Below are 20,995 nucleotides of genomic sequence, written 5' to 3' on the forward strand. Positions count from 1 at the left end.
GCGACGCATCAGTCAAACCATGGCTGAAACGGATCCGGCAACTGTGCCCAGCCGTCTGGTCCCAGCGCCATCTCCTCATCGGTCAGTAACGCATGGTGCAGCTGCTGACGCAGCACGGTTTCATCCATATCAATCCCGATGATCACCATCTCCTGCCGCGCATCCCCCGTGCCCTCATGCCAGTTTTCGCGGATGTAATGCAGCGTGTCTGCGTCCTGCGGCCAGCGATCTTCAGGCACGCAGGCCCACCACATCCCGGCCAGCCCCTGCCGCGTGACGCCGCCGGCCTGCGACCAGGATCCGGCGTGACGCGGGCGGGTTGCCAGCCAGAAATACCCTTTCGACCGCACCACGCCCTGCATGTGCTGCGTAATCACCTGATAAAAACGCTGCGGATGGAAGGGACGACGCGCGCGGAAAACAAAGCTGCGGATGCCGTACTCTTCAGTTTCAGGCGTGTGCTCGCCGCGCAACTCTTTCAGCCAGCCGGGGGCCTGTGCCGCAGCATCGAAGTCAAACAGGCCGGTATTCAGCACCTGATCAAGCGCCACCTGACCAAACTGCGCGCGAATAATCCGCGCACGGGGATTGAGCGAGTGCAGAATCGCGGTCAACCGTGCCTGTTCCGCCGCATCAATCAGGTCGGTTTTGTTGAGAATCAGCACATCGCAGAATTCAATCTGATCGATCAGCAAATCGACCACCGTGCGCTCATCCTCCTCGCCAAGCGATTCGCCGCGCGAGCGGACGCTTTCACTGGAATCATAGTCACGCAGGAAATTGTAGCCATCCACCACGGTCACCATCGTATCCAGCGCCGCGACGGCGGACAGGCTTTGCCCCTCTTCATCGGCAAACGTAAAGGTTTCCGCCACCGGCAGCGGCTCAGAGATGCCGGTCGATTCAATCACCAGATGATCAAAACGCCCCTCTTTTGCCAGCCGGTTGACCTCCAGCAGCAGATCTTCGCGCAGCGTGCAGCAGATGCAGCCGTTGCTCATTTCCACCAGCTTCTCGTCGGTACGTGACAACGCCGCCCCGCCCTCGCGCACCAGCGCGGCATCAATATTCACTTCCGACATATCGTTGACGATCACCGCCACGCGGCGGCCTTCGCGGTTGTTGAGAATATGGTTAAGCAAAGTGGTTTTTCCGGCGCCGAGAAAGCCAGAGAGTACGGTGACCGGCAGCCGCCTGAAGCCGCCGTTTGTGGATAAAGCTGACATAATCACTCCTGAATAATGACATCACGCGCACCTGAAAGGGTGCTGATATTGATATGTTATAACATAACAATATGCAGTGTCATGATCGTCGTGCACTTTTTGTGGGGTTTTGCTTTGGGCAGGATGGGAACAGCGGGCCGGGCGCCCGCTGCGGGCAATTACTGGTTGTCCGGATAGCTCAGTTCGATGGCATCGTCCGGCAGTTGAGTGAAGGTCTTCACGAGGGTATGGAAATCCGCCACCGGTTTGAGATCGGCAAACTGCTGCGGATAGAGATCCTTCGCCAGGATTTCCATGCCGATAATGTTGTACGGGTGATTGTAGAAGTGATGATATACCCCATACACGCGCCCCTGCTTCACCGGCGCGATTTGCGCCAGGCCGGTACGCTGCAATAACGTCTGAAACGTGGCACGTACTTCCTGCGGCTGCACGCCGTAACCAAACGGCATCACATTGCTGTTTGGCCGCTTTGAACCGGTCATGATGTAAACATCCGGTTTCATGGCGATGATTTTTTCCAGCGCGACAAAGCCGGCATTATCTGGCAGCAGTGCCGAACCAATATTTTTGCCGCCAACCGCTTCTACCAGGCCACCCCAGCCATTATGGCTGTGGGTAAAGCAGCAGTTATCGCTGTTACCGGCAATGGGTTCGATAAATACCGTGGGTTTGTTTTTGACCTTCGCAACGGCTTGCGTGATGCGGTCGAAGCGCTGCTGGTAAAAATCGGTGTAGGCTTTGGCTTCGCTTTCGCGGTTCAGCACTTTGCCCAGCAGCGTGACGCTCGGGGCGGTGTTTTGTGCCGGATGCAGTTCATAATCGACGAACAGCACCGGGATGTGCAGGTTGTTCAGCGTGCTCAGCACGCCGGATTGTTCCAGCGCCGGCTTAGCGCGCAGCTGCGCAATCATCAGATCTGGTTTCTGCGCCAGCACGCTTTCCAGATTAACCTGGCCCTGATCGCTGAAGCCCATATCGACAATTTTTGTCGCTTCAGGCCAGCGGCGCTTTAGCATATCCCAGGTTTGCGTATCCTGCTTTTTCGGCAGATTGTTCCAGGCCACGACACGTTTAAACGGATTGTCGCGATCGAGCAGCGCCAGCGTCAACACATCGCGCCCATCCTGCAGAATGATGTGCTGCGGTTCTTTGCTGATTGTTTGCGTGTGACCATCCATGTCGGTGACGGTGAGCGGATAGTCAGTCGCGCAGGCTGCGGTTGAGACCAGAATCCCCATTGCCAGTAACAGGCGCGTTTTCATGCCAAAACTCCGTGGTAAAAGAAATAGTTATTATTATCAATTACCTTAACACAACCTTAATCACGGCAAAATAAACCCGACGGCACGCGGTTGTAAGCGAATAATACGGCGCCCGTTGCCCGCCGCATTACGCTGTAGCGAAGCAACGGCTCAGGTGAAATCAGACAATTTTTGCCCGGACGCGATCAGCTCCTGCAACAGCATCTGTCGGCGTTCCGCCGGGGTATCACGACTGACCATAAAGCAGATCGCCGCGACCGCCTGGCCGCTGCGCGAGCGAATCGGTGCAGCCATACAGCAGGTAAAGCTTTCGGACAGACCTTCGGTCATGCAGTAGCCCAGCTGGCCGGCTCGGTGAATCTCTTCAAGGAAGGTCTGCTTATCGAGAATCTGACCGCTGGCCAGCCGATAATCCTCCTCCGGAATCAGGTCGAGGATGGCGCTGTCCGACCAGTTACTCAGCAGCAAACGACCGGTCGCCGTCCAGGTGATCGGCACGCGCACACCGATATCAGAGGTGATTTTAAACGGATGGGCGTTGCTCTCCGACAGCACCACGGTGTATTTATTACCTTCCAGCATACACAGCTGGACGGTTTCGCCATGACGCGCCACGATCTCAACCATAAGCTGATGTGCACGACGGATTAGATCGTTGTGGGCCATGTAGTCCGCACCGTAATAGTGCATTTCACGACCGAAAAATACGGCACCTTCCGCATCAAGCTCAACCAGACCCGCTTCACTCAGCAAACTGACCAGTTCATAAATACTGGAGCGCGGTGCACCGGTCGCTTCGATTAAATCCCGCATCGCCATAGGCTGACGCGCGATATGCAGCTGGCGAAAAATATCAATAACCCGGTCAACACCGCGTGCCCGGGACGTTTTTTCATCCGGCATACGCTCACTCCCCTGTCGTTATGGTGCTACTCATCTGCGTTTAAAAAGAGCTGCATGATACACCCGGCAAACGGAATTACCCATCCCCACAATAATAAAAATCTTTCCGGCGAATTTATTTATCATGCGCTATTTTCGGGCCCCATTGTGGCGCATAAAAAGGATGAGCCTCACTGTTAATTTCGATAGCGGTCACATTTCCATTCAAAAAAATCAGGCACTGGATTTTATTTTGCGATCGCACCAGCACGGCAAAAAATTAATTGCCGATTGGCATATTGCAAAAAAGCAACAGCTGTGCAAATCTCGTCCTATCCGGTATTGCAGATAGCAGTCTGGTATATCAGACAGAAACAGAAGTGTGCAAAGGAGCAGAAAGACATGACGATCAAACGTTATGGCATTGAGGGCGGTACCGGTACCGGCGGGCAAAAATTGCCGTTCGCCCGCGCCGTTGAGGCCGATGGCTGGCTGTATATCTCAGGCCAGACGCCGATGCGCGACGGCGAAGTAGTAGAGGGCGGCATCATCGAACAGACACAGTTAGCGTTCGACAACTGCCTCACCATCATGCGCGAAGCGGGTTATCGCGTGGAGGATGTGGTCCATGTGACGGCAGTGTTGACCGACGCGCGTTATTTCAGTTCTTTCAACAAAGTATTCAGTGAGATATTCAGTGGTCATCCACCGGCGCGTATTTGTAGCGTGCAGGATCTAGTGGTCGACTGCAAAGTCGAAGTGGACATGAAATGTTTCCGCGCCGACCGTAAATAAGTAATACCGTTCAACCAGGCTGCGATGTTCATTTTCTTCGCCAACACCAGGCCAGCCTGATATTAATTAGTACATTTGCTTTTTCAATAAAATAACCCGAAATACGCGGTGCGGCCGCTGCGCTGGCGATCGTCTATTAAACGGGTGATGCGGAATAACGCCGTCTCGTCAAACATTTAAAGAGAGCATAAAGATGAATGCAACATCGCTGAAATTAAGTGCCAAAACCGTGGCCGGTGCGCTGGTCTTGCTGGCGATAGCAGGCTGTACGCCGACCGAAGAGAAAAAAGAGGCTGGCGCCGCGCCACAGTCGGCGCTGCAAACCGTGCTGCAGCGCGGCACATTGCGCGTCGGTGACTGCCTGAGCTTCGCACCGTTCGGTTTTTATGACAAAGACGGCAACCCGGATGGTTACGACGTTGACCTGGCGAAAGCGCTGGCCAAAGAGATGGGCGTGAAGCTGGAAATGGTCAACACCACCAGCGCCAACCGCATCCCTAATCTGCAAACCAACAAAGTCGATGTGGTGTTTTGTAACTTCACCCGCAATCTGGAACGCGCCAAAGAGATTGGCTTCACCCATCCGTACGTAGTGGCCAGTGAGGCAATGCTGGTGCGCAAAAACAGCGGCATTCAGTCTGCGCATGACATGGCCGGCAAAACCATTGCCACGGTGAAAGGCTCGACCAATGGCGACGAAGTGCGCAACCTCGGCATCGACGTGAAAATTCAGGAGTACGACTCATCACAGGCGGCGATTCTGGCCGTCAAACAGGGCCAGGCCGATGCGATGATCGAGGATAACAACTTCCTCGCTTACCAGGCGAAGCTCGATCCGTCACTGGCCGTAACTAACGAAGCGCTGGTACCACTGGAGTACAACGCCTTTGGGGTGAAACAGGGCGACCAGGTATGGACCAATTACCTCAACGAATTCCTGTTTGAAATCAACGCATCCGGTGAGAACGCCCAGCTGTATGAGAAATGGTTCGGCAGCAAACCGCGTTATCCGCTGAATCCGCAATACTGATTGTCCGCCCACGGCGCAGTCGCACAGGCTGCGCCGCCTGAAGGAGTCATACCATGAGTTATCAATGGCTAACCCTGTGGCGTTACGCCGACACCTTTCTGGAGGCCGCGTGGCTCACGCTGCAGGTTACCCTGCTGGCGTTCGCGCTGGCGGTAGCGCTCGGTCTGCTGGCCGCGCTGGCGAAATCTTCACCGCTGGCGCCGCTGCGCTGGATCAGCCACTGTTATGTTGAGTTCATCCGCAATACGCCGGTGCTGCTGCAAATTTTCATCATCTTTTTTGGCCTGCCGTCGCTCGGGATCACCATGAGCGCCTTTACCGCCGGGGTGCTGGCACTGGGGATTAACGTGGGTGCCTATTTGTCGGAAACCTTTCGCGCCGGTATTCAGTCCGTGGCGAAGGGCCAGCTGGAGGCGGCATATATCCTCGGCATTCCGCGCCACCAGATTTTCCTCAGCGTGGTGCTGCCCCAGGCTGCTCGCGCCGTTTGGCCAGCGATCATCAATAACCTAATTCAGCTGCTGCTCGGTACGTCGCTGCTCTCGGCGATCGCCCTGCCGGAGCTGACCGGTACCGCCACGGTAATTAACGCGCGCACCCTGCTTTATATCCAGACTTTCAGCGTCGTTGCCCTGGTGTATCTGGTGCTGAGTAACCTGTTTTCATGGCTTGGCACCGTGGCCGGACGCCGGCTGTTCCACCCGCCGCTGGTGACGCCGGTAAAAAAGTCCGGCTGGCGGTGGGCAAAAAAATGGCTGATTAATCCAGTGAAACGGGAGAATGCGTTATGAGCGAACTTATCATTAGCTCGCTGCCAATCCTGCTGAAAGGGCTGGTCATCACCTTACTGCTGTCCATCGCCGCTATCGCCGGCAGCACCCTGCTCGGTTTACTCGCCGCGGTGCTTCGCACCAGCCGTCTGCCGATCGCCAGAGAGATTGCCGTGCTGTACACCGAGCTGTTTCGCGGCACGCCGGTGCTGATCACCCTGATGTTCGTTTACTTCGGCGTGGCCTATTTTGGCTATGAAATCAATCTGTTCGCCGCCGGCATTCTGGGCCTGAGCATTTATCAGGGCGCTTACATCGCGGAAGTGTTCCGTGCCGGCATTGAAGCCGTGCCGAAAGGGCAGTGGGAAGTGTCGTGGATCCTCGGATTATCAAAACGCCAGACGTTTCTCAGCGTAGTGCTGCCACAAACGCGCGGCATCGTACTGCCGCCGCTGGTGGGCCAGTATCTTTCGCTAATCAAAGATACGTCGATTGTCAGCATGATCGGCATGTCGGAGCTGATGCACCAGGGGCAGGCGATTGTTGATCGCATTGGCCAGCCGGTGGTGGTTTACGGCCTGGTCGCCCTGCTCTACTTCGCTGTCTGCTTTCCGCTTTCCCGTTGGGTTCAACATCATCAAACCAGGAGCCAGTTATCATGAGCAAATCCGCCATTACGCTGAGCCGTATTACCAAATCCTTTGGCGCAACCCAGGTACTAAAAGAGATCAGCCTGGACGTGTCGCCGGGCGAAGTGCTGGTGCTGATTGGCGCCTCCGGCTCGGGAAAAAGTACCGTGCTGCGCATTATGAGTGGTCTGGAAACCGCCGACGGTGGCGAAATCTGGGTCAATGAAGTACCGCTGCATGACCGTAAACGCAGCAGTGAAATTTGCGGCCACGTCGGTATGGTGTTTCAGCAGTTCAACCTGTTCCCGCATAAAACCGCACTCGGCAACGTGACGCTGGCGCTGATCAAAGCGCAGAAGTTGTCCGAAGCGGAAGCGAACAAACGCGGCATGGCGGCGCTGACGCGCGTTGGCCTGGCGGAGCGCGCGCATCACTATCCGGCTCAGCTGTCCGGCGGGCAGCAACAGCGGGTGGCGATTGCCCGCGCGCTGGCGGTCGAGCCGAAAATCATGTTCTTCGATGAAGCCACCTCCGCGCTCGATCCCGAACTGGTTGGTGAAGTGATGGAAGTGATGCGCAGTCTGGCACGGGAAGGCATGACCATGGTGGTGGTGACGCATGAAATGGGCTTTGCGCGTAAAACCGCCGATCGCGTGGTGTTTATGGACCAGGGGGTGATCGCCGAACAGGGTTCGCCGGAGCAGATTTTTGTTAATCCGCAGAATCCGCGCACCCAGCAGTTTTTGTCGCGCGTGCTTGAGCACTAACAGGAGGCAGGATGTCGATTCACTTCCCTTTGCAGGCCGACGGCGCGCTGGATGCGCTGCAGCCTGCGCCGCGGTTTAAATCGGTGGCCGGAACGGGCAATCAGCCGCTGGCTAACGGCACGCCGGTGTTTAACAGCCCTGAAGTTTTTTCACCGCTGATGCTGATGAAACAATCGGCGCTGGAGAATAACCTGCGGCAACTGGCGGCGTTCTGCCAGGAAAACGGCGTGATGCTGGCCGCGCACGGCAAAACCTCGATGTCGCCGGCAATTCTGCGCCGTGCCGTCAGTGAAGGCGGCGCCTGGGGCCTGAGCGCAGCGACGCCGGCCCAGGTGCGCGCGCTGCGCCAGTTTGGCATCCGCAACGTGTTTCTCGCCAATGAACTGGTCGATCCCGCCGGGATCCGCTGGATTGGCCAGTGGCAACAGCAGCATCCCGACCACGGCTTTCTCTGTTATGTGGATTCGCTGCAGGGCGTAAAACTGCTTGAGCAGCATCTCGGCGGCGCGCAGATCGCCGTGCTGCTGGAGATGTCGGTCAGCGGCGGCCGCACCGGCTGTCGCTCGCCGCAGGCCGCGCTGGAAATCGCCCAGGCAATCCATGACAGCCGCTCGCTGCAGCTGGTGGGGGTGGCCGGTTATGAAGGTGCGCTGGGTGCCGGACGCGATGCCGCAGGCGTGCAGCGCGTGAAAGATTACTGCGAGATGATGATCGCGACCGCCGCGCTGCTGGCTGAACACCAGCTGTTTGCCAGCGGGGAAATGATTCTCAGCGCCGGCGGTGGCGCGTGGTTCGATGTGGTCGCGGCCTGCTTCAGCGCGGCACAGTTGCCGCTGCCGGTCACGCCGCTGATTCGATCCGGTGCGTACATGGCACATGACAGCGGCTTGTATGCACGCATTGCCCCCTTTGCGCAGCCGGGTGCAACGCACCATTTCAGCGCCGCACTGGAGATCTGGGGCCGCGTGTTATCGCGTCCGGAGCCGGGGCTGGCCTTTGTCGATTTCGGCCGGCGCGATGTGCCGTTCGATCAGGATCTGCCCAATCCGCTGTGGATCCGTCAGGCGGACGGCAGCGCACCGCGCGCGGCCACGCATTTGCGCATCACCGACGTCAACGATCAGCACGCTTATTTGCAGTTACCGGCGGACGATCCGCTGCAACCGGGCGACTGGATTGGCTGCGGCATTTCCCATCCCTGTACCGCATTTGATAAGTGGCGCTATTTACCGTTGGTGGATGATGACTATTGCGTCGCCGATTCACTGGAAACAGCGTTCTGACGCTTTTTCAGCCACAAAAAAGGCTGCCAGTGCTGGCAGCCAGTTCTGGCACATCCCTGTGCGACCATGCGGGTCGGCGTTGTGCCTTCAATGAACACATAATAACACAGCTTATAATTAGCAGACTAGTTATTTGTTGCCAGCGCCAGCTTCACCGCGTCCTGCGCATGGATTAATGTGGTATCGAACAGCGGCACCGCCGCATCCTCCGCTTTAACCAGCAGCGTGATTTCGGTACAGCCAAGGATAATGGCTTCAGCCCCTTGTGCCACCAGCTGAGCAATGATGTCACGGTACTGCGCGCGTGATTCTTCACGGATCACGCCAAGGCACAGCTCCTGATAAATAATGTTGTGCACCGTTTTACGTCCGGTAGCGTCCGGTACCAGCACCTCGATGTCATATTGCTGCTCAAGGCGCCCTTTATAGAATTCCTGCTCCATGGTGAACGCGGTCGCCAGCAGACCGACGCGTTTCACGCCGGCCTGACGAATGCGTTGTGCCGTGGCGTCAGCGATATGCAGCAGCGGAATGCGGGTGGCCATGGTGATCTGATCGGCGACTTTGTGCATGGTGTTGGTGCACAGCACAATGAAATCCGCCCCGCCCTTCTCCAGGCTACGGGCGGCTTCGGCCAAAATTTCACCGGCCTGCTGCCATTCACCGGCGACCTGCAATTTCTCAATCTGCTGAAAATCGACGCTGTACATCAGGCTGCGCGCCGAGTGCAGTCCGCCCAGCTGCTGCTTTACCTGTTCATTGATGATGCGGTAATAGAGCGCGGTGGATTCCCAGCTCATGCCGCCAATCAGGCCAATCATTTTCATCAGTTACCGTTCCCCACGGAAATTAGCTCGTCTGGCACTGTACGGTATTCAATGAAGGCATGAAAGCGTCGCGGCGCTGAACCGCATCGCAGGCACAAAAAAGCCCGGGATAACCCGGGCTAAGCACGTTAACGGAGAAAGGGATTGTTATTATTTGTACAGCTCAGCAGTCATGTCCACGCCGTTGTCTGCGCGGGCGCTGGTGATTTTGTAGCTGTCTGCACCACTCGCTTTAGCCTGAGCGGCAACCTGGGCTTCAGCGCTATCCAGGGTGCTGCCGTGGACGGAGATGCTTTCAGCGGCGAAGCTACCGAAAGAGATCATAGAAAGAGCAGCAACAGCAGCGATGGTCAGAGTTTTTACGTTTTTCATGGTCATATTCCTTCAATGTTTGGGTCAGAGCTGAATGCTCTGCATGGGAGTTATAGTAACCACTGTTATTATTACCGACCTAACAAAAAGTGCGATCTTAATCACACTATGTGCGGTTTTGCTCTGCCAGCGGCTGCGGCCAGCGCGCGCCAGGAAAGAGCGACAGACGGATATTGAACAGATGAAACAGCGGCGCAAACAGCGCATTTTCCTGCTGCGCCGCCGCCTCCAGCCGTAGCAGCAACACATCAAGCTCATGCAAAAGCGCCGGCGATGGCGTGCTGTCCAGCGTTTTCAGCCGCTGCTTAAGAAACTGGCTCAGCTCGTGAAACATGGCTGCGCTTTCTATCTGGTTCGCCAGCAGCAGGTGCCGATGACGGGTGTAATAGTCATAGCAGTTAGCCCCGAGCCAGGCTTCCGCAATCAGGTTACCGCCCGCCACCAGTTCCGGTGCCGGATCGACGCGTTTACGCGGCAGAATCACGTTTACCCTGTCCAGCGTGCGTGCGACAAATTGCTGCCGCGCCGTCAGCGTGGCGGTGTTCATGCGCAGCGCGGTAATAAACTGCAGCAGATCGCGAATGCCTTTGCGCAGCGCACGCGTGGCCGTCCACGCCGGGCGTTTGTTGCGAATCAGCAGCGTCAGTACCAGCGCAACGGCAATGCCCACCAGCGTGGAGATCATGGCATTCACTATGAGCTGCAAATCGGGTTTGAAATGGTGGCTCATGCCGATCAAACCGGGGATCTGCGTGGCGACGATGAGACCAATCAGGTTGGTTGACGGATTGGCGATCACCAGCCCTAAAGCAAACAATCCCGGCGCGAGGCAAATCACCAGTGCTTCAAACGTCACCGCCTGCGGAATCAGCAGCGTGACGTAAATCAGGCTGATCGCCATGGAGATCAGTACGCCCTTCAGAAACAACTTCATCGGCGCGATGGGGCTATCCAGCCCGGCGAAGAACGAACACAGCACCGCCGCCATCATCGGCGCGGTTGAACCATCACGCCAGCCGCTGCCGATCCAGAACAGGCAGGTGGCAAAAGTGGCGATGAAGGCAGTAAAGCACGACAGCAGCAGCAGACCTTTATCGACATGCTTGTGCGCGCGTGAGGCCTTGCCCGGTTTCACCGCTGGCGTCCAGTCACTGACGCGCTCGCTGACGCTGTGGTAAGCATCGGCAATACGGACAAAATTGAGTAACCGTTCCAGCAGGCCGATGAGCAAAATGCTCTCTTCACTGTTAAGCCGCCCTGCGCGCCAGGCCTGCTGCAGCTGCTCCTGAGCGTCGGTGAGGCGATCGCGCACCGGCTGCTGCGCGTCGCCGTTCAGCCATTGTAAAAATTGCTGAAAGGCCGTCGCGACATAATCGGGAAAGCGGATCTGCTGCTGTGCCAGCAGATTCAGCCGCGATTCAATGGCGGTGAGCGTCGGGATTAGGTACGACAAATGCTGATACTGCACGCTGACCAGCCGCACCAGCCGCCGCGCGGCATCACCTTCATAGACGCAGTGAGTGATCAGCGTTTCGACGTTAAGCGGATAGTTGGCCATCTGCACCAGAATATCCTCGCGCTCCAGTGATTTTGCCGCGGGCATCGCCGTCATCAGCTCGCTACACAATTTACGCGCGTTCTGATACCACAGCCCGACGCTCTGTTCGAGCAGATGACGCATCGAAACCGGGAAGATCAGCCGATGCACCAGGCTGCTGCAGACAATCGCCACAGTGATTTCCTCAATGCGGGAAATCACCGTATAGGTAATGGCGCCGGGCGAGGTCACATCGGGAAAGCCCATAATGGCGGCGCTGTAGCCGGCCAGCATAAAGACGTAACTTTTTGGCGTGCGGTCGTGCAGCGAGAGATACAGGCAGATGGCAACCCAGAGTGAAATACACAGGCTGAACAGCATCGGCGACTGGACCGTAGCCGGATAGATCAACAGAGTAAACAGCCCGCCCAGCACGGTGCCAAAAAAGCGAAACACCGATTTGGACACCGTCGAAGCGGAATACAGCTGCGAGGCAACATACACGGTGGTCAGTGACCAGGCGGGTTTGTCCAGGTTGAGTTCCAGCGCAAGATAAAAAGCCAGAAAGGCGGCCAGACAGGTTTTGGCAGAGAATAGTACGGCGCTTCGGGAAAACCACTTCATAGAACGGGAGCAACCTATAGCAGGCAACGTTATCGCTTATCCTGACAGAAGCCTGCGGCGTTGACATTTTGATTTGTTATACAAATTATTACCGTGCTAATTATCCGGTTCTCTATGCAACTTGCCCATTACAGTGAATGCTGTTGCAGGCTGGAATTAGAGTTATAAGCGATATTAAAAAGTTATTTATTGGTTATATAACAACTTTGCCAGGATGGAGGAAAAACCACGAGAGACGTCCCATGAAAGCACAACGTTTTGCCCTGAGCGCACTGGCACTCAGCTTCGGCCTGCTCGCCACGCACGCCTTTGCCGCCAACCCGGAAACCGTCACCATCGGCTATCAGAAAGCCAACATTTTTGCGCTGCTGAAATATCGCGGCACGCTGGATGAGACCTTCAAAAAAGAGGGTATTGCGGTGCGCTGGGTGGAATTCCCCGCCGGCCCGCAAATGCTGGAGGGGTTGAACGTGGGCAGTATCGATCTGGCCGCCACCGGCGATGCGCCACCCGCCTTCGCGCAGGCGGCAAAAGCCGATCTGATTTATCTCGGACATTCCCCCGCCAACCCTAAAACCGAAGCTATCGTAGTACCGAAAGACTCACCCATCAAAAGCGTGGCCGATCTCAAAGGCAAACGCGTTGGCCTGAACAAGGGTTCAGACGTCAATTATCTTTTGGTGAAAGCGCTGGAAGATGCCGGGCTGAACTATAAAGATGTCACGCCGGTTTACCTGCCGCCGGCCGATGCGCGCGCCGCCTTCCAGAAAGGCGCAATTGATGCCTGGGTGATCTGGGATCCCTATCTGGCTGAGGTCGAAGCCAACGCCGGCGCGCGTGAAGTGCGCAACGCCGAAGGTCTGGTGCCGCACTACACCTTCTACCTTGCCAGCCGCCCGTTTGCCGAAAACCACCCGCAAACGGCTAAGCAGGTGGTTGACGAGTTGAGCAAGCTGAGCGACTGGGCCAATCAGCATCAGGATGAAGCCGCCGCGATTCTGGCGAAATCCACCGGTCTGGATAAATCCATCTGGCAGACCACGCTGCAACGCCTGCCTTATGGCGCGTCACGCATGTCACCGCAGGTGTTTGCGGAACAGCAGGCGCTGGCGGACACCTTCACCCGCGTCGGCCTGCTGCCGGTGAAAGTCGATGTGCGCAGCGCGACCTGGTCGCTGGATAAAAAATAAGCTTTTTGTTAAATCTGAAAGGTCGGGCGATCTGGCGCCTGACGTTAATTCAACTGATTTTCAGTTTAAACAGCCGATACATTGCAACCCGGCCTGAATCGGTTACGTTGACTTCACGGTAGCCCTGTATACGCCTGACCCATTCTTTTTGAAGGAAAAGCGTAAACAGGGCTGAGCCCGCATCACCGCCGAGGTGGAAACGCCTTTCACTCCAGTCCAGACAGGGGCAACAGGGCTTGCGCCGTGTGCGGGAATTCAGCATAACGCCCATGTTCTCAAAATGGATTTTGCCGGCTGATGTCAGTCCCGTTCCCGCTGCTTCCAGCCAATTTTCCCTAAGCATAAAGTCATAAATATTGACAGCAAGCTCGCCGGCCAGATGGTCATAGCAGGTGCGTGCGTAACGCAGATGAACCGGCGTACTGGAAACGGGGGCCTTAGTTGTCCACATGGAAACCCCCATCAGGTTTTCGAGCAATCCGGCGATATGATGACCGGCCAGACTGTAATAGCGATGACGCCCCTGCATCAGGCAAATGACCAGACCGCTGCTAAGGAGTCGGTTCAGATGCCCGCTGGTTGTCGACGCTGCTATGCCAGCCACTACGCTAAGTTCGGTCGCTGTCCATGCGCGCCCATCCATCAGAGCGCAAAGAATACTCACCCTTGACGGGTCCGCCAGCGCAGACGCCACCATTGCCATCGATGTTTCAGGCACATTATCCGGCTCACTTGCGCGCGTTGTATTAAGGAGGTTCATTCAGAAGGTATTGCCCATTTTTGGGTTACTTCACCTGCCCTGACATCATCATCCGTGATAAGAATGAGCCGGTTACTGTGGTCGCTGTACTGTACCAGAATATTGATGCCGTTCCGGGCAAGAGTATCAGCTATTTCGCCCAGCTCGCCGGGACGTTCCTGCGCTAATTTTCTGACAAGAGGACGACATACGTTGCAGACGTCAAAACCGGTTTCAGTTAATACCGTGCGCGCTTTATAACCGTCTTCAACGAGGAAGTGTGCATGCCCGCCTTCAGGCGTTGTAAACACGCCACCCCCTTCAAGACCCACACCGCTTTTCCCCAATACACTCCCCAGTAAACCCAGTGAGCCCGGGCTATTTTTGAGAATAACGTGAATGTCATGCATGCGGATTGGTTCCCTTATCAGAAGAGTACTCACGGAATACGCTGGCTACCCGTATTCTGTAGAATGAAAAAATCGACTGCCTGCCTTCTTGCTGCGCGGCCTGATGCATCACATTGCGTTTCCACCCGGCGACAGCATCCTCATCTTCCCACCAGGACAAAGAGAGGATCTTGCCGGGCGTGGTCAGGCTCTGGAAGCGTTCTATGGAAATAAATCCGGGCGTGTCGGATAAGAGAGGCTTCAGCTCAGAAGCTAGTTGAAGATATCGCTCCTGAGCTGCTGGCAGGGCTTCTGCCTCAAAAAGTACTGCAATCATGGTCCGCTCCTTCGTTAATTTTCAGACAGCTTAATGAAGACGAAGCCATATTGCTTCGGCCGATACCGAAGTGTGTGTGTCAGCGAAGCCACCGGCATGGATAAGCGATAATCAGCATGCTCAGGAGTTAAACGGCGGGAATGTGGAACCACTGGCTATGGCCGCTTCTGATACAAAGCGGATTCATATACACTTCGATATCTGGTACAAGCGAAAAAAGACATTACGAGCAGCTTTGGACTCAAACCCTGATGACTTTATAAAAATGGCATCAATACTAAAATTTATGCTTATCCTGGAATGGAGTTATACCTCTGAACATAAATATAAGAACTGCCCAGGCAGCTGATATCGATGGCATGTTTCATGTCAGAATCTCAGTTATCGAGAATCATTTGAGTCGTGAGGAAATGCGGCGAATCGGGATTACCGAAAACGTAGTAGCTGATTTGATTGAAAAGAGTCGCTGTGCATGGGTTGCGACTGATGACGAGAAAATTATTGGTTTCTCTATGATTTTACCTGATGAAGGCTACCTTTTTGCTGCCTTTGTTCTCCCGGAGTACGAAGGCAGGGGTATAGGCCGCAGGCTTGTTGAACTCGCGGAGAATGAATTATTCAGGCATCATGAGATTGCCTGGCTTGAAACTGACAAACAAAGTCGTGCAGCAAAATTTTATATACAGCTCGGCTGGGGCAATAAAATTGACATCAATGACACTGATATCAGATTAGAGAAACATCGCTGAGTGAAATCCACAGCAATATTCATTGATGTCGGCTCCTGGCACAGAGCGCACCGTCTGGTCGGTCAGAAACTATTTTGCCCGGGCAATGCTGACATATAGGCATCACCCCAAAGCCGGCATTCCAGGCTGGACTTGTCTACTTCAAGGCAGAGATCGATATCCCCGGCGAATCCACGTTGCATCAGCTCTATTGCAGACGAACACTCCCGTAAAAGCACCAGGTTTTGCTTCTGGTAATGCTGCCAGACAGCCACCGCAGCCTCTGCTTCTGGTGAGCAATTTTGACGCCCCATTGCAGCAATAATTCCGCCAGCAGCCACATAATCCTCAATACTGGGTCGAAGGCTACCATCGGGCCAGCGTTCTCCACAGGGAATTACCAGAACACGGCTGAAGGAACGGCAGGCATTCGCGGTCGCAGATATGTTTCTGAAACAGCCGCTCAACACTGCTATTCCTGCATCCCTTGCTTTGAATGAAACAGCTGAACCGTTAGGCGATGGGAGGACCAGTTTTTCACCCTCGCTTATGTTTCTTAGCGAAGCCGGCGATAGGCTGTAACCTTCACCGCTGAATCGCCTGTCCGGACTCGCTGTGCTGGCTCCCATTTTCAAACCATATTCAATAGCAGAAGCATCTTTCCAGGGGTACGGATAGACACAGGCACCATTATTGACAGCCATACTGACGCAAGTTGAGAACGACATAACGTCAACAATGACAGCGCAGTCGACTTCCCCGGCAAGATGCTCTACCGCAGGCAGTCCCCACTCAAGACGAACCGCAAATTTTTCCTGACTGAACCATTGCACGAGGCTTTCTCCGTTATTCCCACGTCCTGTTTTGCATCACCACCCGGTACCCGTCGGGATCGACGAAGGTTTGCCCATTCACATCCCAGTAAGGATTAAAAGAATTCGTCCGTTTAAAACCCGCTTCAATCATGGTTGCACATGCCAGCTTCCATGCATTTTCATCCGGATAATAGAGGACGAGGAGATCGTCTTCGGTTGGCGCGGGTTGAACGGGATGTCCCGGGCAGCAGGTGAATTCGAGGTGCCAGTCGAGGTCTTTTCGCCCCAGCATCACGCCATTGAAACCGTCGTGATCGTGGAATTCGGCAATTTTTTGCAGACCCAGTCCCTGACTAAACATCAGCACCGATCGTTCAAGCTGGGAGACGGGTCTGGCAATGCGCATGTGCGTAAACATCTGGCTTGACTCCTGAAAACGTTTTTCTGGGTGTTGTTAACCAGGTAGAGTTTACACATGATCGGGCTGGTCATTTGTCGATGAGAGCCTGCGCAACCTGCCTACCCGCGTTGTGCATGTCATGCTACAGCACCGCGGCGGTATAACCGGAGCAGCGGCATCCGTTATTCAGGTTTTCCCGATCGGCGCACTGCGCAGCGGGCGACAAATCAGGGTCATGGCAACGGCGCTGCACAGGGGAAACAGCGCCAGCAGCAGCCAGGGATAAACAGCCTGCGTTGAGGGAATAAGCGCGTTATCCAGCAGCGGTCCAGACATTAAATTTCCGGCCAGCACCGCGAAGCCGCCGGCAGTGGCCAGGGCGCCATAATGTGCACCCAGCGTCGCGGGGTCGGCAAAGCGGGGAATCAAATCTTTGGCCGACGGCACCAGCAGCATCTGGCCGAATGTCAGAAACGTCACCAGACACACCGCAGGGATTAACCGCAGCCAGCCGTCAGGCGGCGTGGTTGACGCGAACAGGGCCACGCTGGCAAACGCGGCGGAGAGCAGCAAAAAACCCACCGGTAAAACTTTTACCGTCCCCACGCGTCGTGCAAAGCGCGCCAGCGGCAGCTGAAAAGCGATGATCAACACCGAGGCCAGCATAAAGAGCGGGCCGAGATCTTTCTCGTTGCCGCCTGCTCGCCGAATCTCCACTGGCAACGCCAGATACAGCTGGTTGTAGCTCAAAAGCCACGAGCTGTAAGCCACGATGAAAGCGACAAAACGCGGCTGGCGGAAGGTCATCCACCAGGGGACAATTTTCAGCGCCTGTTTGCTGTTACCTGTAGCAGGGAGAAAAAAGTACAGCACCATCAGCGCGATGACAAAGACCGCGGCCCCTGCCAGCGCCACCTGGCGGAAACCGAATCCGGTCAGCAGTGCGCCAGCCACCGGGCCCAGTACGGCACCGAGTTCGCCGCACACCGCAAACAGCGCAAACCACTCCGCGCGGCCGCGCTTGCCTTTGGCCTCGCTTTGCGTTCCCGCTTTGGCCAGCAGCGCTTCAATTGACGGAGAAAACAGCGCACCGCCGATGCCCGTCAGACAGGCACCCAGAATGATCGGCCACAGCGATTGCCCCAGTGCCAGCAACAGATAACCCGCAATCCGGACCAGACAGCCACACAGGATAATGATCTTTGCGCCGTAACGGTCAGAGAGCGCACCGCCCAGCAGAAACATCCCTTGCTGGGAGAACGTGCGTAATCCCAGAATCAGCCCGATAACGCCGCCGGAGAGCAACATATCATCGCGTAAGAATATCGCCAGAAAGGGAACGACCGCGTAAAAGCCAATGTTGAAAACAAACTGGCTGCCCAGCAAAACGCCCGGGCGCAGGGTAGAGACAGGACGCAGCGAGAACGGAAGCATGCTACCTGACCCTAAAGAATGAAATGAATGTGCTTCTTGCCATGAAAGCGGGAGATCTCAATTTTGGTTTCCACCCGGAATACCTGCCAAAGCAGCGCCTCGGTCAGGATATCCTGCGGCGTGCCGGTTGCGATGATTTGACCGTTCTGCATCACGATCAGCGAATCACAGAACATCGATGCGTGGTTAAGATCGTGGATGGCGACAATGCTGGTAACAGGTAACTCGCTGATCAGCTGCATTAATTGCATCTGGTGATGGATATCCAGATGGTTGGTCGGTTCGTCCAGCAGAATTTCGCTCGGCGTTTGCGCCAGTGCGCGGGCAATGTGCACACGCTGACGTTCGCCACCGGAGAGACTCAGCCATCCCTGCTCACTTTTCTCCAGCATGTCCACGCGCTGCAGAGCAGCCGTCACGGTCTCGTCATCGTGCGCGCTCCAGTTGGAGAATGGCGAATGATGCGGAATGCGCCCCAGTTTCACCACATCGCGCACACGCATATTGGCGTCGGTCATGCCATGCTGCTCGACGAATGCCACCCGGCGGCCAAGCTGTTTGCGGGCGATGCGGGCGATATTTTGCCCGTCCAGCATCACACAGCCGGCATCCGGGCGCCGCAGGCCGGCAAGGATGCGCAGGAGGGAAGATTTACCGCAGCCGTTTGGACCGATCAGCCCTACCGTTTCACCACGGGAAATGTGCAGCGATACGTTATCGACGATGACCTTTTTTCCGACCTTCCAGCTAATGTTGTCAGCGGAGATACTCATTATTTATTCCCCGAACGCCAGATAATCACCGCAAAGAATGGTACGCCAACCAGCGCGGTCACCACGCCCACCGGCAGGCTTTGCGGGGCAATCAGCAGGCGTGAAGCAATATCTGCCAGCACCATCAGAATGGCACCGGCCAGTGCGCTGGCAATCAGCAATGTGCGATGCAGCGGACCAAAGAAGAAACGCATGACATGCGGCACCACCAGGCCAATAAAACCAATCGAACCGGCCATGCTGACGATGGTGGCGGTGATAAGCGCGGTGGTGATAAAGAGCGCAAGGCGCACCTGAGGCACCGCAATACCCAGCGAGGCAGCCGCATCGTCACCAAAGGTGAACGCATCCAGCGCCCGGGAATAGTAGAGGCAAATGGCCAGTCCGATGGTCACCACCACCAGAACCAGCTGGAGTTCCGGCCAGCGCACGCCACTGAAGCTGCCCAGCAACCAGAACATCACATCGCGTGCCTGCTGCGCACTGGCAGAGGTGCTGATGGTGTAAGCGGTGATGGCATTAAACAGCTGGGAAGCCGCAACGCCAGCCAGGATGGTGCGTTCATTACCGCCGCGTGCCCCTTTCGTCAGAAAAGCGACAAAGGCAAAGGCAGTGAAGGCGCCGGCGAAGGCTCCCGCCGACAACGAGACGGCCCCGCTGCCGATGCCCAACACCACGACAGAAACCGCCCCGGTGGAGGCACCGGCAGAGACACCGAGCACATAAGGCTCAGCCAGCGCATTCTTCAGCAGGCTCTGCAAAACGGCACCGCAAATCGCTAACCCGGCGCCACAGCACGCCGCCACCAGCGCCCGGCTGAGGCGAAAGTCCCAAATCACACTTTCGTAGATGCGGCTCAGGGGAACGTGCGTGAGCCCCATTTTATTACTGATGGCATAAAAGACGCTTTTTAGCGGGATCGACAGCTCTCCGACGCTGACACCGGTCGCAATCACCAGCAATAATAACGCCACGGCAGCCACCAGCGAGGCGGTCAGGAACAGCCCCTGTCGCGCCTGAACAACGGCGATGGTCATCAGTTCAGTTCCAGTTTTCTCAGCTGCTCACCCACTTGTTCGGCCCCGTAGATCGTGCGGATGGTCGGGTTCATCGCCTGGCCGTCCATCACCACGATGTGGGCTTTTTTCACCGCATCAAGTTGGCTGACAGCGGGATCGCTTTTCAGGAATTTGATTTTCTCTTCGGCTTTATCCAGCGCCCAGCGATTACGATCCAGGCTGGAAACCACGATCACATCCGGATTGGCAGCAATGATGCTCTCCCAGCTGACCGTCGGCCATTCGGTTTCTGACGTGATGGCGTTGTGCCCGCCCAGTACGTTAGCGATGAATCCGGATGGACTGTTTTTACCGCCCACATAGGCATCTGCAGACGGTGACGAGCTTGAGAACCAAAACACAAACGAGAGATCTTTCTTGCTGCTACCAAACTCCTGACGCAGTGCCGCTTCACGCTTTTTGAAATCGGCAATCACCGCCTGGCCACGATCTTCCACGTTGAAAATTTTGGCGAAGTCCTGAATCTCCTGATACAGGTACGTCATATCCCACAACTGCTGGCGACTGCCATACATATCCCCTGCGGCTTTTTTGGTGGCGCACATTCCTGGCGACACATAACTGTTTACGCCAAGGGTGATTAAATCTTCGCGTTTTGCCACCTTGCTCTCGGGTCCCAGCAGCAGCGGCGTCTGGGCAGGAACGAAGTCCGGGTTTTGCGCCAGCACGGATTCAAGGGTGGGGATTTCAACCGTCAGCGTTTTGATTTTTGCATTCTGTTCGGCCAGCTGTGGCAACACTTTGGTTGGCCAGAACGCACTGGCGATGACCTTATCCTGCAGGCCGAGCAGCAGCAAAATTTCTGCGGTATTTTGCCCCAGCGCCACCACGCGCTCAGGCGGTTTGGTGAAGGTCTCTTTATAGCCGCAGTTTTCAATCGTGAGAGGATAGGTGGTCGCTAGCGCAGAACTAACCGATGCAAACACCAAACATAACGTGCAGATGACCTTTTTCATTAACCCCTATCCCCATTGATATTGTTTTGAGAAGCCCGCGCCGCTTTAATGCAAATGAAACTCATTAACGAAGCGGGCTTTTATACAATGGGCACTTTAAGGTGTCAACGGGAGATTGTTTCCCTGAGTTATCATCGTCATGGCCCTG

Annotated in this window: 23 protein-coding genes; 8 read left to right on the top strand and 15 right to left on the bottom strand. The window is 55.7% G+C overall.

Annotated features, from left to right (window positions below; genetic code table 11):
- Positions 1 to 8 precede the first annotated feature (8 nt).
- The 3 genes from zigA to C1N60_RS21040 form a co-directional block, all read right to left on the bottom strand.
- Complete coding sequence (zigA, locus tag C1N60_RS21030) at positions 9 to 1,226, bottom strand: zinc metallochaperone GTPase ZigA (RefSeq protein WP_166710667.1); 1,218 nt, start codon at positions 1,224 to 1,226, stop codon at positions 9 to 11.
- 158 nt (positions 1,227 to 1,384) lie between these two features.
- Positions 1,385 to 2,491: an ABC transporter substrate-binding protein gene (locus tag C1N60_RS21035; RefSeq protein WP_394521957.1), complete on the bottom strand. Its 1,107-nt coding sequence runs from the start codon at positions 2,489 to 2,491 to the stop codon at positions 1,385 to 1,387.
- A gap of 150 nt (positions 2,492 to 2,641) precedes the next feature.
- Complete coding sequence (locus C1N60_RS21040) at positions 2,642 to 3,394, bottom strand: IclR family transcriptional regulator (protein WP_010615761.1); 753 nt, start codon at positions 3,392 to 3,394, stop codon at positions 2,642 to 2,644.
- A gap of 381 nt (positions 3,395 to 3,775) precedes the next feature.
- Here C1N60_RS21040 and C1N60_RS21045 point away from each other — a divergent pair, with 381 nt between their 5' ends.
- The 6 genes from C1N60_RS21045 (at position 3,776) to C1N60_RS21070 (ending at position 8,647) form a co-directional block, all read left to right on the top strand.
- Positions 3,776 to 4,168 carry a RidA family protein gene (locus tag C1N60_RS21045; protein ID WP_021508748.1) on the top strand — a complete coding sequence of 131 codons (393 nt, stop codon included), beginning with the start codon at positions 3,776 to 3,778 and terminating at the stop codon, positions 4,166 to 4,168.
- A 193-nt stretch (positions 4,169 to 4,361) separates the two neighbouring features.
- Positions 4,362 to 5,198 carry an ABC transporter substrate-binding protein gene (locus C1N60_RS21050; RefSeq protein WP_021508749.1) on the top strand — a complete coding sequence of 279 codons (837 nt, stop codon included), beginning with the start codon at positions 4,362 to 4,364 and terminating at the stop codon, positions 5,196 to 5,198.
- Positions 5,199 to 5,251: 53 nt separating this feature from the next.
- Positions 5,252 to 5,989, top strand: coding sequence for an amino acid ABC transporter permease (locus tag C1N60_RS21055; RefSeq protein WP_021508750.1), 738 nt, complete (start codon positions 5,252 to 5,254; stop codon positions 5,987 to 5,989).
- A complete protein-coding gene (locus tag C1N60_RS21060; protein ID WP_394521958.1) occupies positions 5,986 to 6,630 on the top strand; it encodes an amino acid ABC transporter permease in 645 nt (214 codons plus the stop codon). Before C1N60_RS21055 ends, C1N60_RS21060 begins: the two co-directional genes overlap by 4 nt.
- Complete coding sequence (locus C1N60_RS21065) at positions 6,627 to 7,364, top strand: amino acid ABC transporter ATP-binding protein (RefSeq protein ID WP_021508752.1); 738 nt, start codon at positions 6,627 to 6,629, stop codon at positions 7,362 to 7,364. Before C1N60_RS21060 ends, C1N60_RS21065 begins: the two co-directional genes overlap by 4 nt.
- Positions 7,365 to 7,375: 11 nt before the next feature.
- The gene (locus C1N60_RS21070; protein WP_058775546.1) at positions 7,376 to 8,647 is read left to right on the top strand and encodes an alanine racemase; all 1,272 of its coding nucleotides are present in this window, start codon (positions 7,376 to 7,378) and stop codon (positions 8,645 to 8,647) included.
- Positions 8,648 to 8,772: 125 nt separating this feature from the next.
- Here C1N60_RS21070 and C1N60_RS21075 read toward each other — a convergent pair whose 3' ends face one another.
- The 3 genes from C1N60_RS21075 to C1N60_RS21085 all read right to left on the bottom strand — a co-directional run bounded on the left by C1N60_RS21075 (position 8,773) and on the right by C1N60_RS21085 (position 12,007).
- Positions 8,773 to 9,474, bottom strand: a complete 702-nt coding sequence (locus C1N60_RS21075) for an aspartate/glutamate racemase family protein (RefSeq protein WP_058775545.1) — start codon at positions 9,472 to 9,474, stop codon at positions 8,773 to 8,775.
- A 150-nt stretch (positions 9,475 to 9,624) separates the two neighbouring features.
- The gene (locus C1N60_RS21080) at positions 9,625 to 9,846 is read right to left on the bottom strand and encodes a YdgH/BhsA/McbA-like domain containing protein (RefSeq protein WP_010615756.1); all 222 of its coding nucleotides are present in this window, start codon (positions 9,844 to 9,846) and stop codon (positions 9,625 to 9,627) included.
- Between the two features lie 106 nt (positions 9,847 to 9,952).
- Complete coding sequence (locus C1N60_RS21085; RefSeq protein WP_394521959.1) at positions 9,953 to 12,007, bottom strand: FUSC family protein; 2,055 nt, start codon at positions 12,005 to 12,007, stop codon at positions 9,953 to 9,955.
- A 242-nt stretch (positions 12,008 to 12,249) separates the two neighbouring features.
- On the opposite strand from C1N60_RS21085, the gene C1N60_RS21090 reads away from it, so the two are divergent.
- A complete protein-coding gene (locus tag C1N60_RS21090; RefSeq protein WP_058770463.1) occupies positions 12,250 to 13,197 on the top strand; it encodes a sulfonate ABC transporter substrate-binding protein in 948 nt (315 codons plus the stop codon).
- 49 nt (positions 13,198 to 13,246) lie between these two features.
- On the opposite strand, the gene C1N60_RS21095 is transcribed toward C1N60_RS21090, so the two are convergent.
- The 3 genes from C1N60_RS21095 to C1N60_RS21105 are packed head-to-tail and all read right to left on the bottom strand — an operon-like array spanning position 13,247 to position 14,662.
- A complete protein-coding gene (locus tag C1N60_RS21095) occupies positions 13,247 to 13,957 on the bottom strand; it encodes an ArsR/SmtB family transcription factor (protein ID WP_282954502.1) in 711 nt (236 codons plus the stop codon).
- Positions 13,954 to 14,346 (bottom strand): amino acid-binding protein, encoded by a 393-nt coding sequence (locus C1N60_RS21100; RefSeq protein ID WP_136545956.1) that lies wholly within the window; start codon positions 14,344 to 14,346, stop codon positions 13,954 to 13,956. The genes C1N60_RS21095 and C1N60_RS21100 overlap by 4 nt, the downstream gene beginning before the upstream one ends.
- Positions 14,339 to 14,662: an antibiotic biosynthesis monooxygenase family protein gene (locus tag C1N60_RS21105; protein WP_394521960.1), complete on the bottom strand. Its 324-nt coding sequence runs from the start codon at positions 14,660 to 14,662 to the stop codon at positions 14,339 to 14,341. Before C1N60_RS21105 ends, C1N60_RS21100 begins: the two co-directional genes overlap by 8 nt.
- Before the next feature lie 314 nt (positions 14,663 to 14,976).
- On the opposite strand from C1N60_RS21105, the gene C1N60_RS21110 reads away from it, so the two are divergent.
- On the top strand, positions 14,977 to 15,411 hold the full coding sequence (locus C1N60_RS21110) for a GNAT family N-acetyltransferase (RefSeq protein WP_394521993.1): 435 nt from the start codon (positions 14,977 to 14,979) through the stop codon (positions 15,409 to 15,411).
- Positions 15,412 to 15,473: 62 nt separating this feature from the next.
- Here C1N60_RS21110 and C1N60_RS21115 read toward each other — a convergent pair whose 3' ends face one another.
- The 6 genes from C1N60_RS21115 to C1N60_RS21140 all read right to left on the bottom strand — a co-directional run bounded on the left by C1N60_RS21115 (position 15,474) and on the right by C1N60_RS21140 (position 20,847).
- A complete protein-coding gene (locus tag C1N60_RS21115) occupies positions 15,474 to 16,223 on the bottom strand; it encodes a 2-phosphosulfolactate phosphatase (RefSeq protein ID WP_394521961.1) in 750 nt (249 codons plus the stop codon).
- Between the two features lie 13 nt (positions 16,224 to 16,236).
- Positions 16,237 to 16,623, bottom strand: a complete 387-nt coding sequence (locus C1N60_RS21120; protein WP_104187702.1) for a VOC family protein — start codon at positions 16,621 to 16,623, stop codon at positions 16,237 to 16,239.
- Positions 16,624 to 16,791: 168 nt separating this feature from the next.
- Positions 16,792 to 18,039, bottom strand: coding sequence for an MDR family MFS transporter (locus tag C1N60_RS21125; RefSeq protein WP_127835072.1), 1,248 nt, complete (start codon positions 18,037 to 18,039; stop codon positions 16,792 to 16,794).
- Positions 18,040 to 18,050: 11 nt separating this feature from the next.
- Positions 18,051 to 18,812: a siderophore ABC transporter ATP-binding protein EitC gene (locus C1N60_RS21130; protein ID WP_394521962.1), complete on the bottom strand. Its 762-nt coding sequence runs from the start codon at positions 18,810 to 18,812 to the stop codon at positions 18,051 to 18,053.
- Positions 18,812 to 19,849, bottom strand: coding sequence for a FecCD family ABC transporter permease (locus C1N60_RS21135; RefSeq protein ID WP_021508765.1), 1,038 nt, complete (start codon positions 19,847 to 19,849; stop codon positions 18,812 to 18,814). Before C1N60_RS21135 ends, C1N60_RS21130 begins: the two co-directional genes overlap by 1 nt.
- A complete protein-coding gene (locus tag C1N60_RS21140) occupies positions 19,849 to 20,847 on the bottom strand; it encodes a siderophore ABC transporter substrate-binding protein EitA (protein WP_394521963.1) in 999 nt (332 codons plus the stop codon). The genes C1N60_RS21135 and C1N60_RS21140 overlap by 1 nt, the downstream gene beginning before the upstream one ends.
- Positions 20,848 to 20,995: the final 148 nt, after the last annotated feature.

It is taken from the genome of Pantoea sp. SGAir0184, from assembly GCF_043544755.1.

Excerpts from the sequence above, each read along its gene's own strand:
- C1N60_RS21035 (WP_394521957.1), bottom strand. The coding sequence starts at position 2,491 with ATGAAAACGCGCCTGTTACTGGCAATGGGGATTCTGGTCTCAACCGCA.
- C1N60_RS21095 (WP_282954502.1), bottom strand. The coding sequence starts at position 13,957 with ATGAACCTCCTTAATACAACGCGCGCAAGTGAGCCGGATAATGTGCCT.
- C1N60_RS21135 (WP_021508765.1), bottom strand. The coding sequence starts at position 19,849 with ATGACCATCGCCGTTGTTCAGGCGCGACAGGGGCTGTTCCTGACCGCC.
- C1N60_RS21065 (WP_021508752.1), top strand. The coding sequence starts at position 6,627 with ATGAGCAAATCCGCCATTACGCTGAGCCGTATTACCAAATCCTTTGGC.
- C1N60_RS21120 (WP_104187702.1), bottom strand. The coding sequence starts at position 16,623 with ATGTTTACGCACATGCGCATTGCCAGACCCGTCTCCCAGCTTGAACGA.
- C1N60_RS21105 (WP_394521960.1), bottom strand. The coding sequence starts at position 14,662 with ATGATTGCAGTACTTTTTGAGGCAGAAGCCCTGCCAGCAGCTCAGGAG.
- C1N60_RS21090 (WP_058770463.1), top strand. The coding sequence starts at position 12,250 with ATGAAAGCACAACGTTTTGCCCTGAGCGCACTGGCACTCAGCTTCGGC.
- C1N60_RS21080 (WP_010615756.1), bottom strand. The coding sequence starts at position 9,846 with ATGAAAAACGTAAAAACTCTGACCATCGCTGCTGTTGCTGCTCTTTCT.
- C1N60_RS21040 (WP_010615761.1), bottom strand. The coding sequence starts at position 3,394 with ATGCCGGATGAAAAAACGTCCCGGGCACGCGGTGTTGACCGGGTTATT.
- zigA (WP_166710667.1), bottom strand. The coding sequence starts at position 1,226 with ATGTCAGCTTTATCCACAAACGGCGGCTTCAGGCGGCTGCCGGTCACC.
- C1N60_RS21125 (WP_127835072.1), bottom strand. The coding sequence starts at position 18,039 with ATGCTTCCGTTCTCGCTGCGTCCTGTCTCTACCCTGCGCCCGGGCGTT.
- C1N60_RS21050 (WP_021508749.1), top strand. The coding sequence starts at position 4,362 with ATGAATGCAACATCGCTGAAATTAAGTGCCAAAACCGTGGCCGGTGCG.
- C1N60_RS21140 (WP_394521963.1), bottom strand. The coding sequence starts at position 20,847 with ATGAAAAAGGTCATCTGCACGTTATGTTTGGTGTTTGCATCGGTTAGT.
- C1N60_RS21060 (WP_394521958.1), top strand. The coding sequence starts at position 5,986 with ATGAGCGAACTTATCATTAGCTCGCTGCCAATCCTGCTGAAAGGGCTG.
- C1N60_RS21085 (WP_394521959.1), bottom strand. The coding sequence starts at position 12,007 with ATGAAGTGGTTTTCCCGAAGCGCCGTACTATTCTCTGCCAAAACCTGT.
- C1N60_RS21055 (WP_021508750.1), top strand. The coding sequence starts at position 5,252 with ATGAGTTATCAATGGCTAACCCTGTGGCGTTACGCCGACACCTTTCTG.
- C1N60_RS21075 (WP_058775545.1), bottom strand. The coding sequence starts at position 9,474 with ATGAAAATGATTGGCCTGATTGGCGGCATGAGCTGGGAATCCACCGCG.
- C1N60_RS21100 (WP_136545956.1), bottom strand. The coding sequence starts at position 14,346 with ATGCATGACATTCACGTTATTCTCAAAAATAGCCCGGGCTCACTGGGT.
- C1N60_RS21070 (WP_058775546.1), top strand. The coding sequence starts at position 7,376 with ATGTCGATTCACTTCCCTTTGCAGGCCGACGGCGCGCTGGATGCGCTG.
- C1N60_RS21045 (WP_021508748.1), top strand. The coding sequence starts at position 3,776 with ATGACGATCAAACGTTATGGCATTGAGGGCGGTACCGGTACCGGCGGG.
- C1N60_RS21130 (WP_394521962.1), bottom strand. The coding sequence starts at position 18,812 with ATGAGTATCTCCGCTGACAACATTAGCTGGAAGGTCGGAAAAAAGGTC.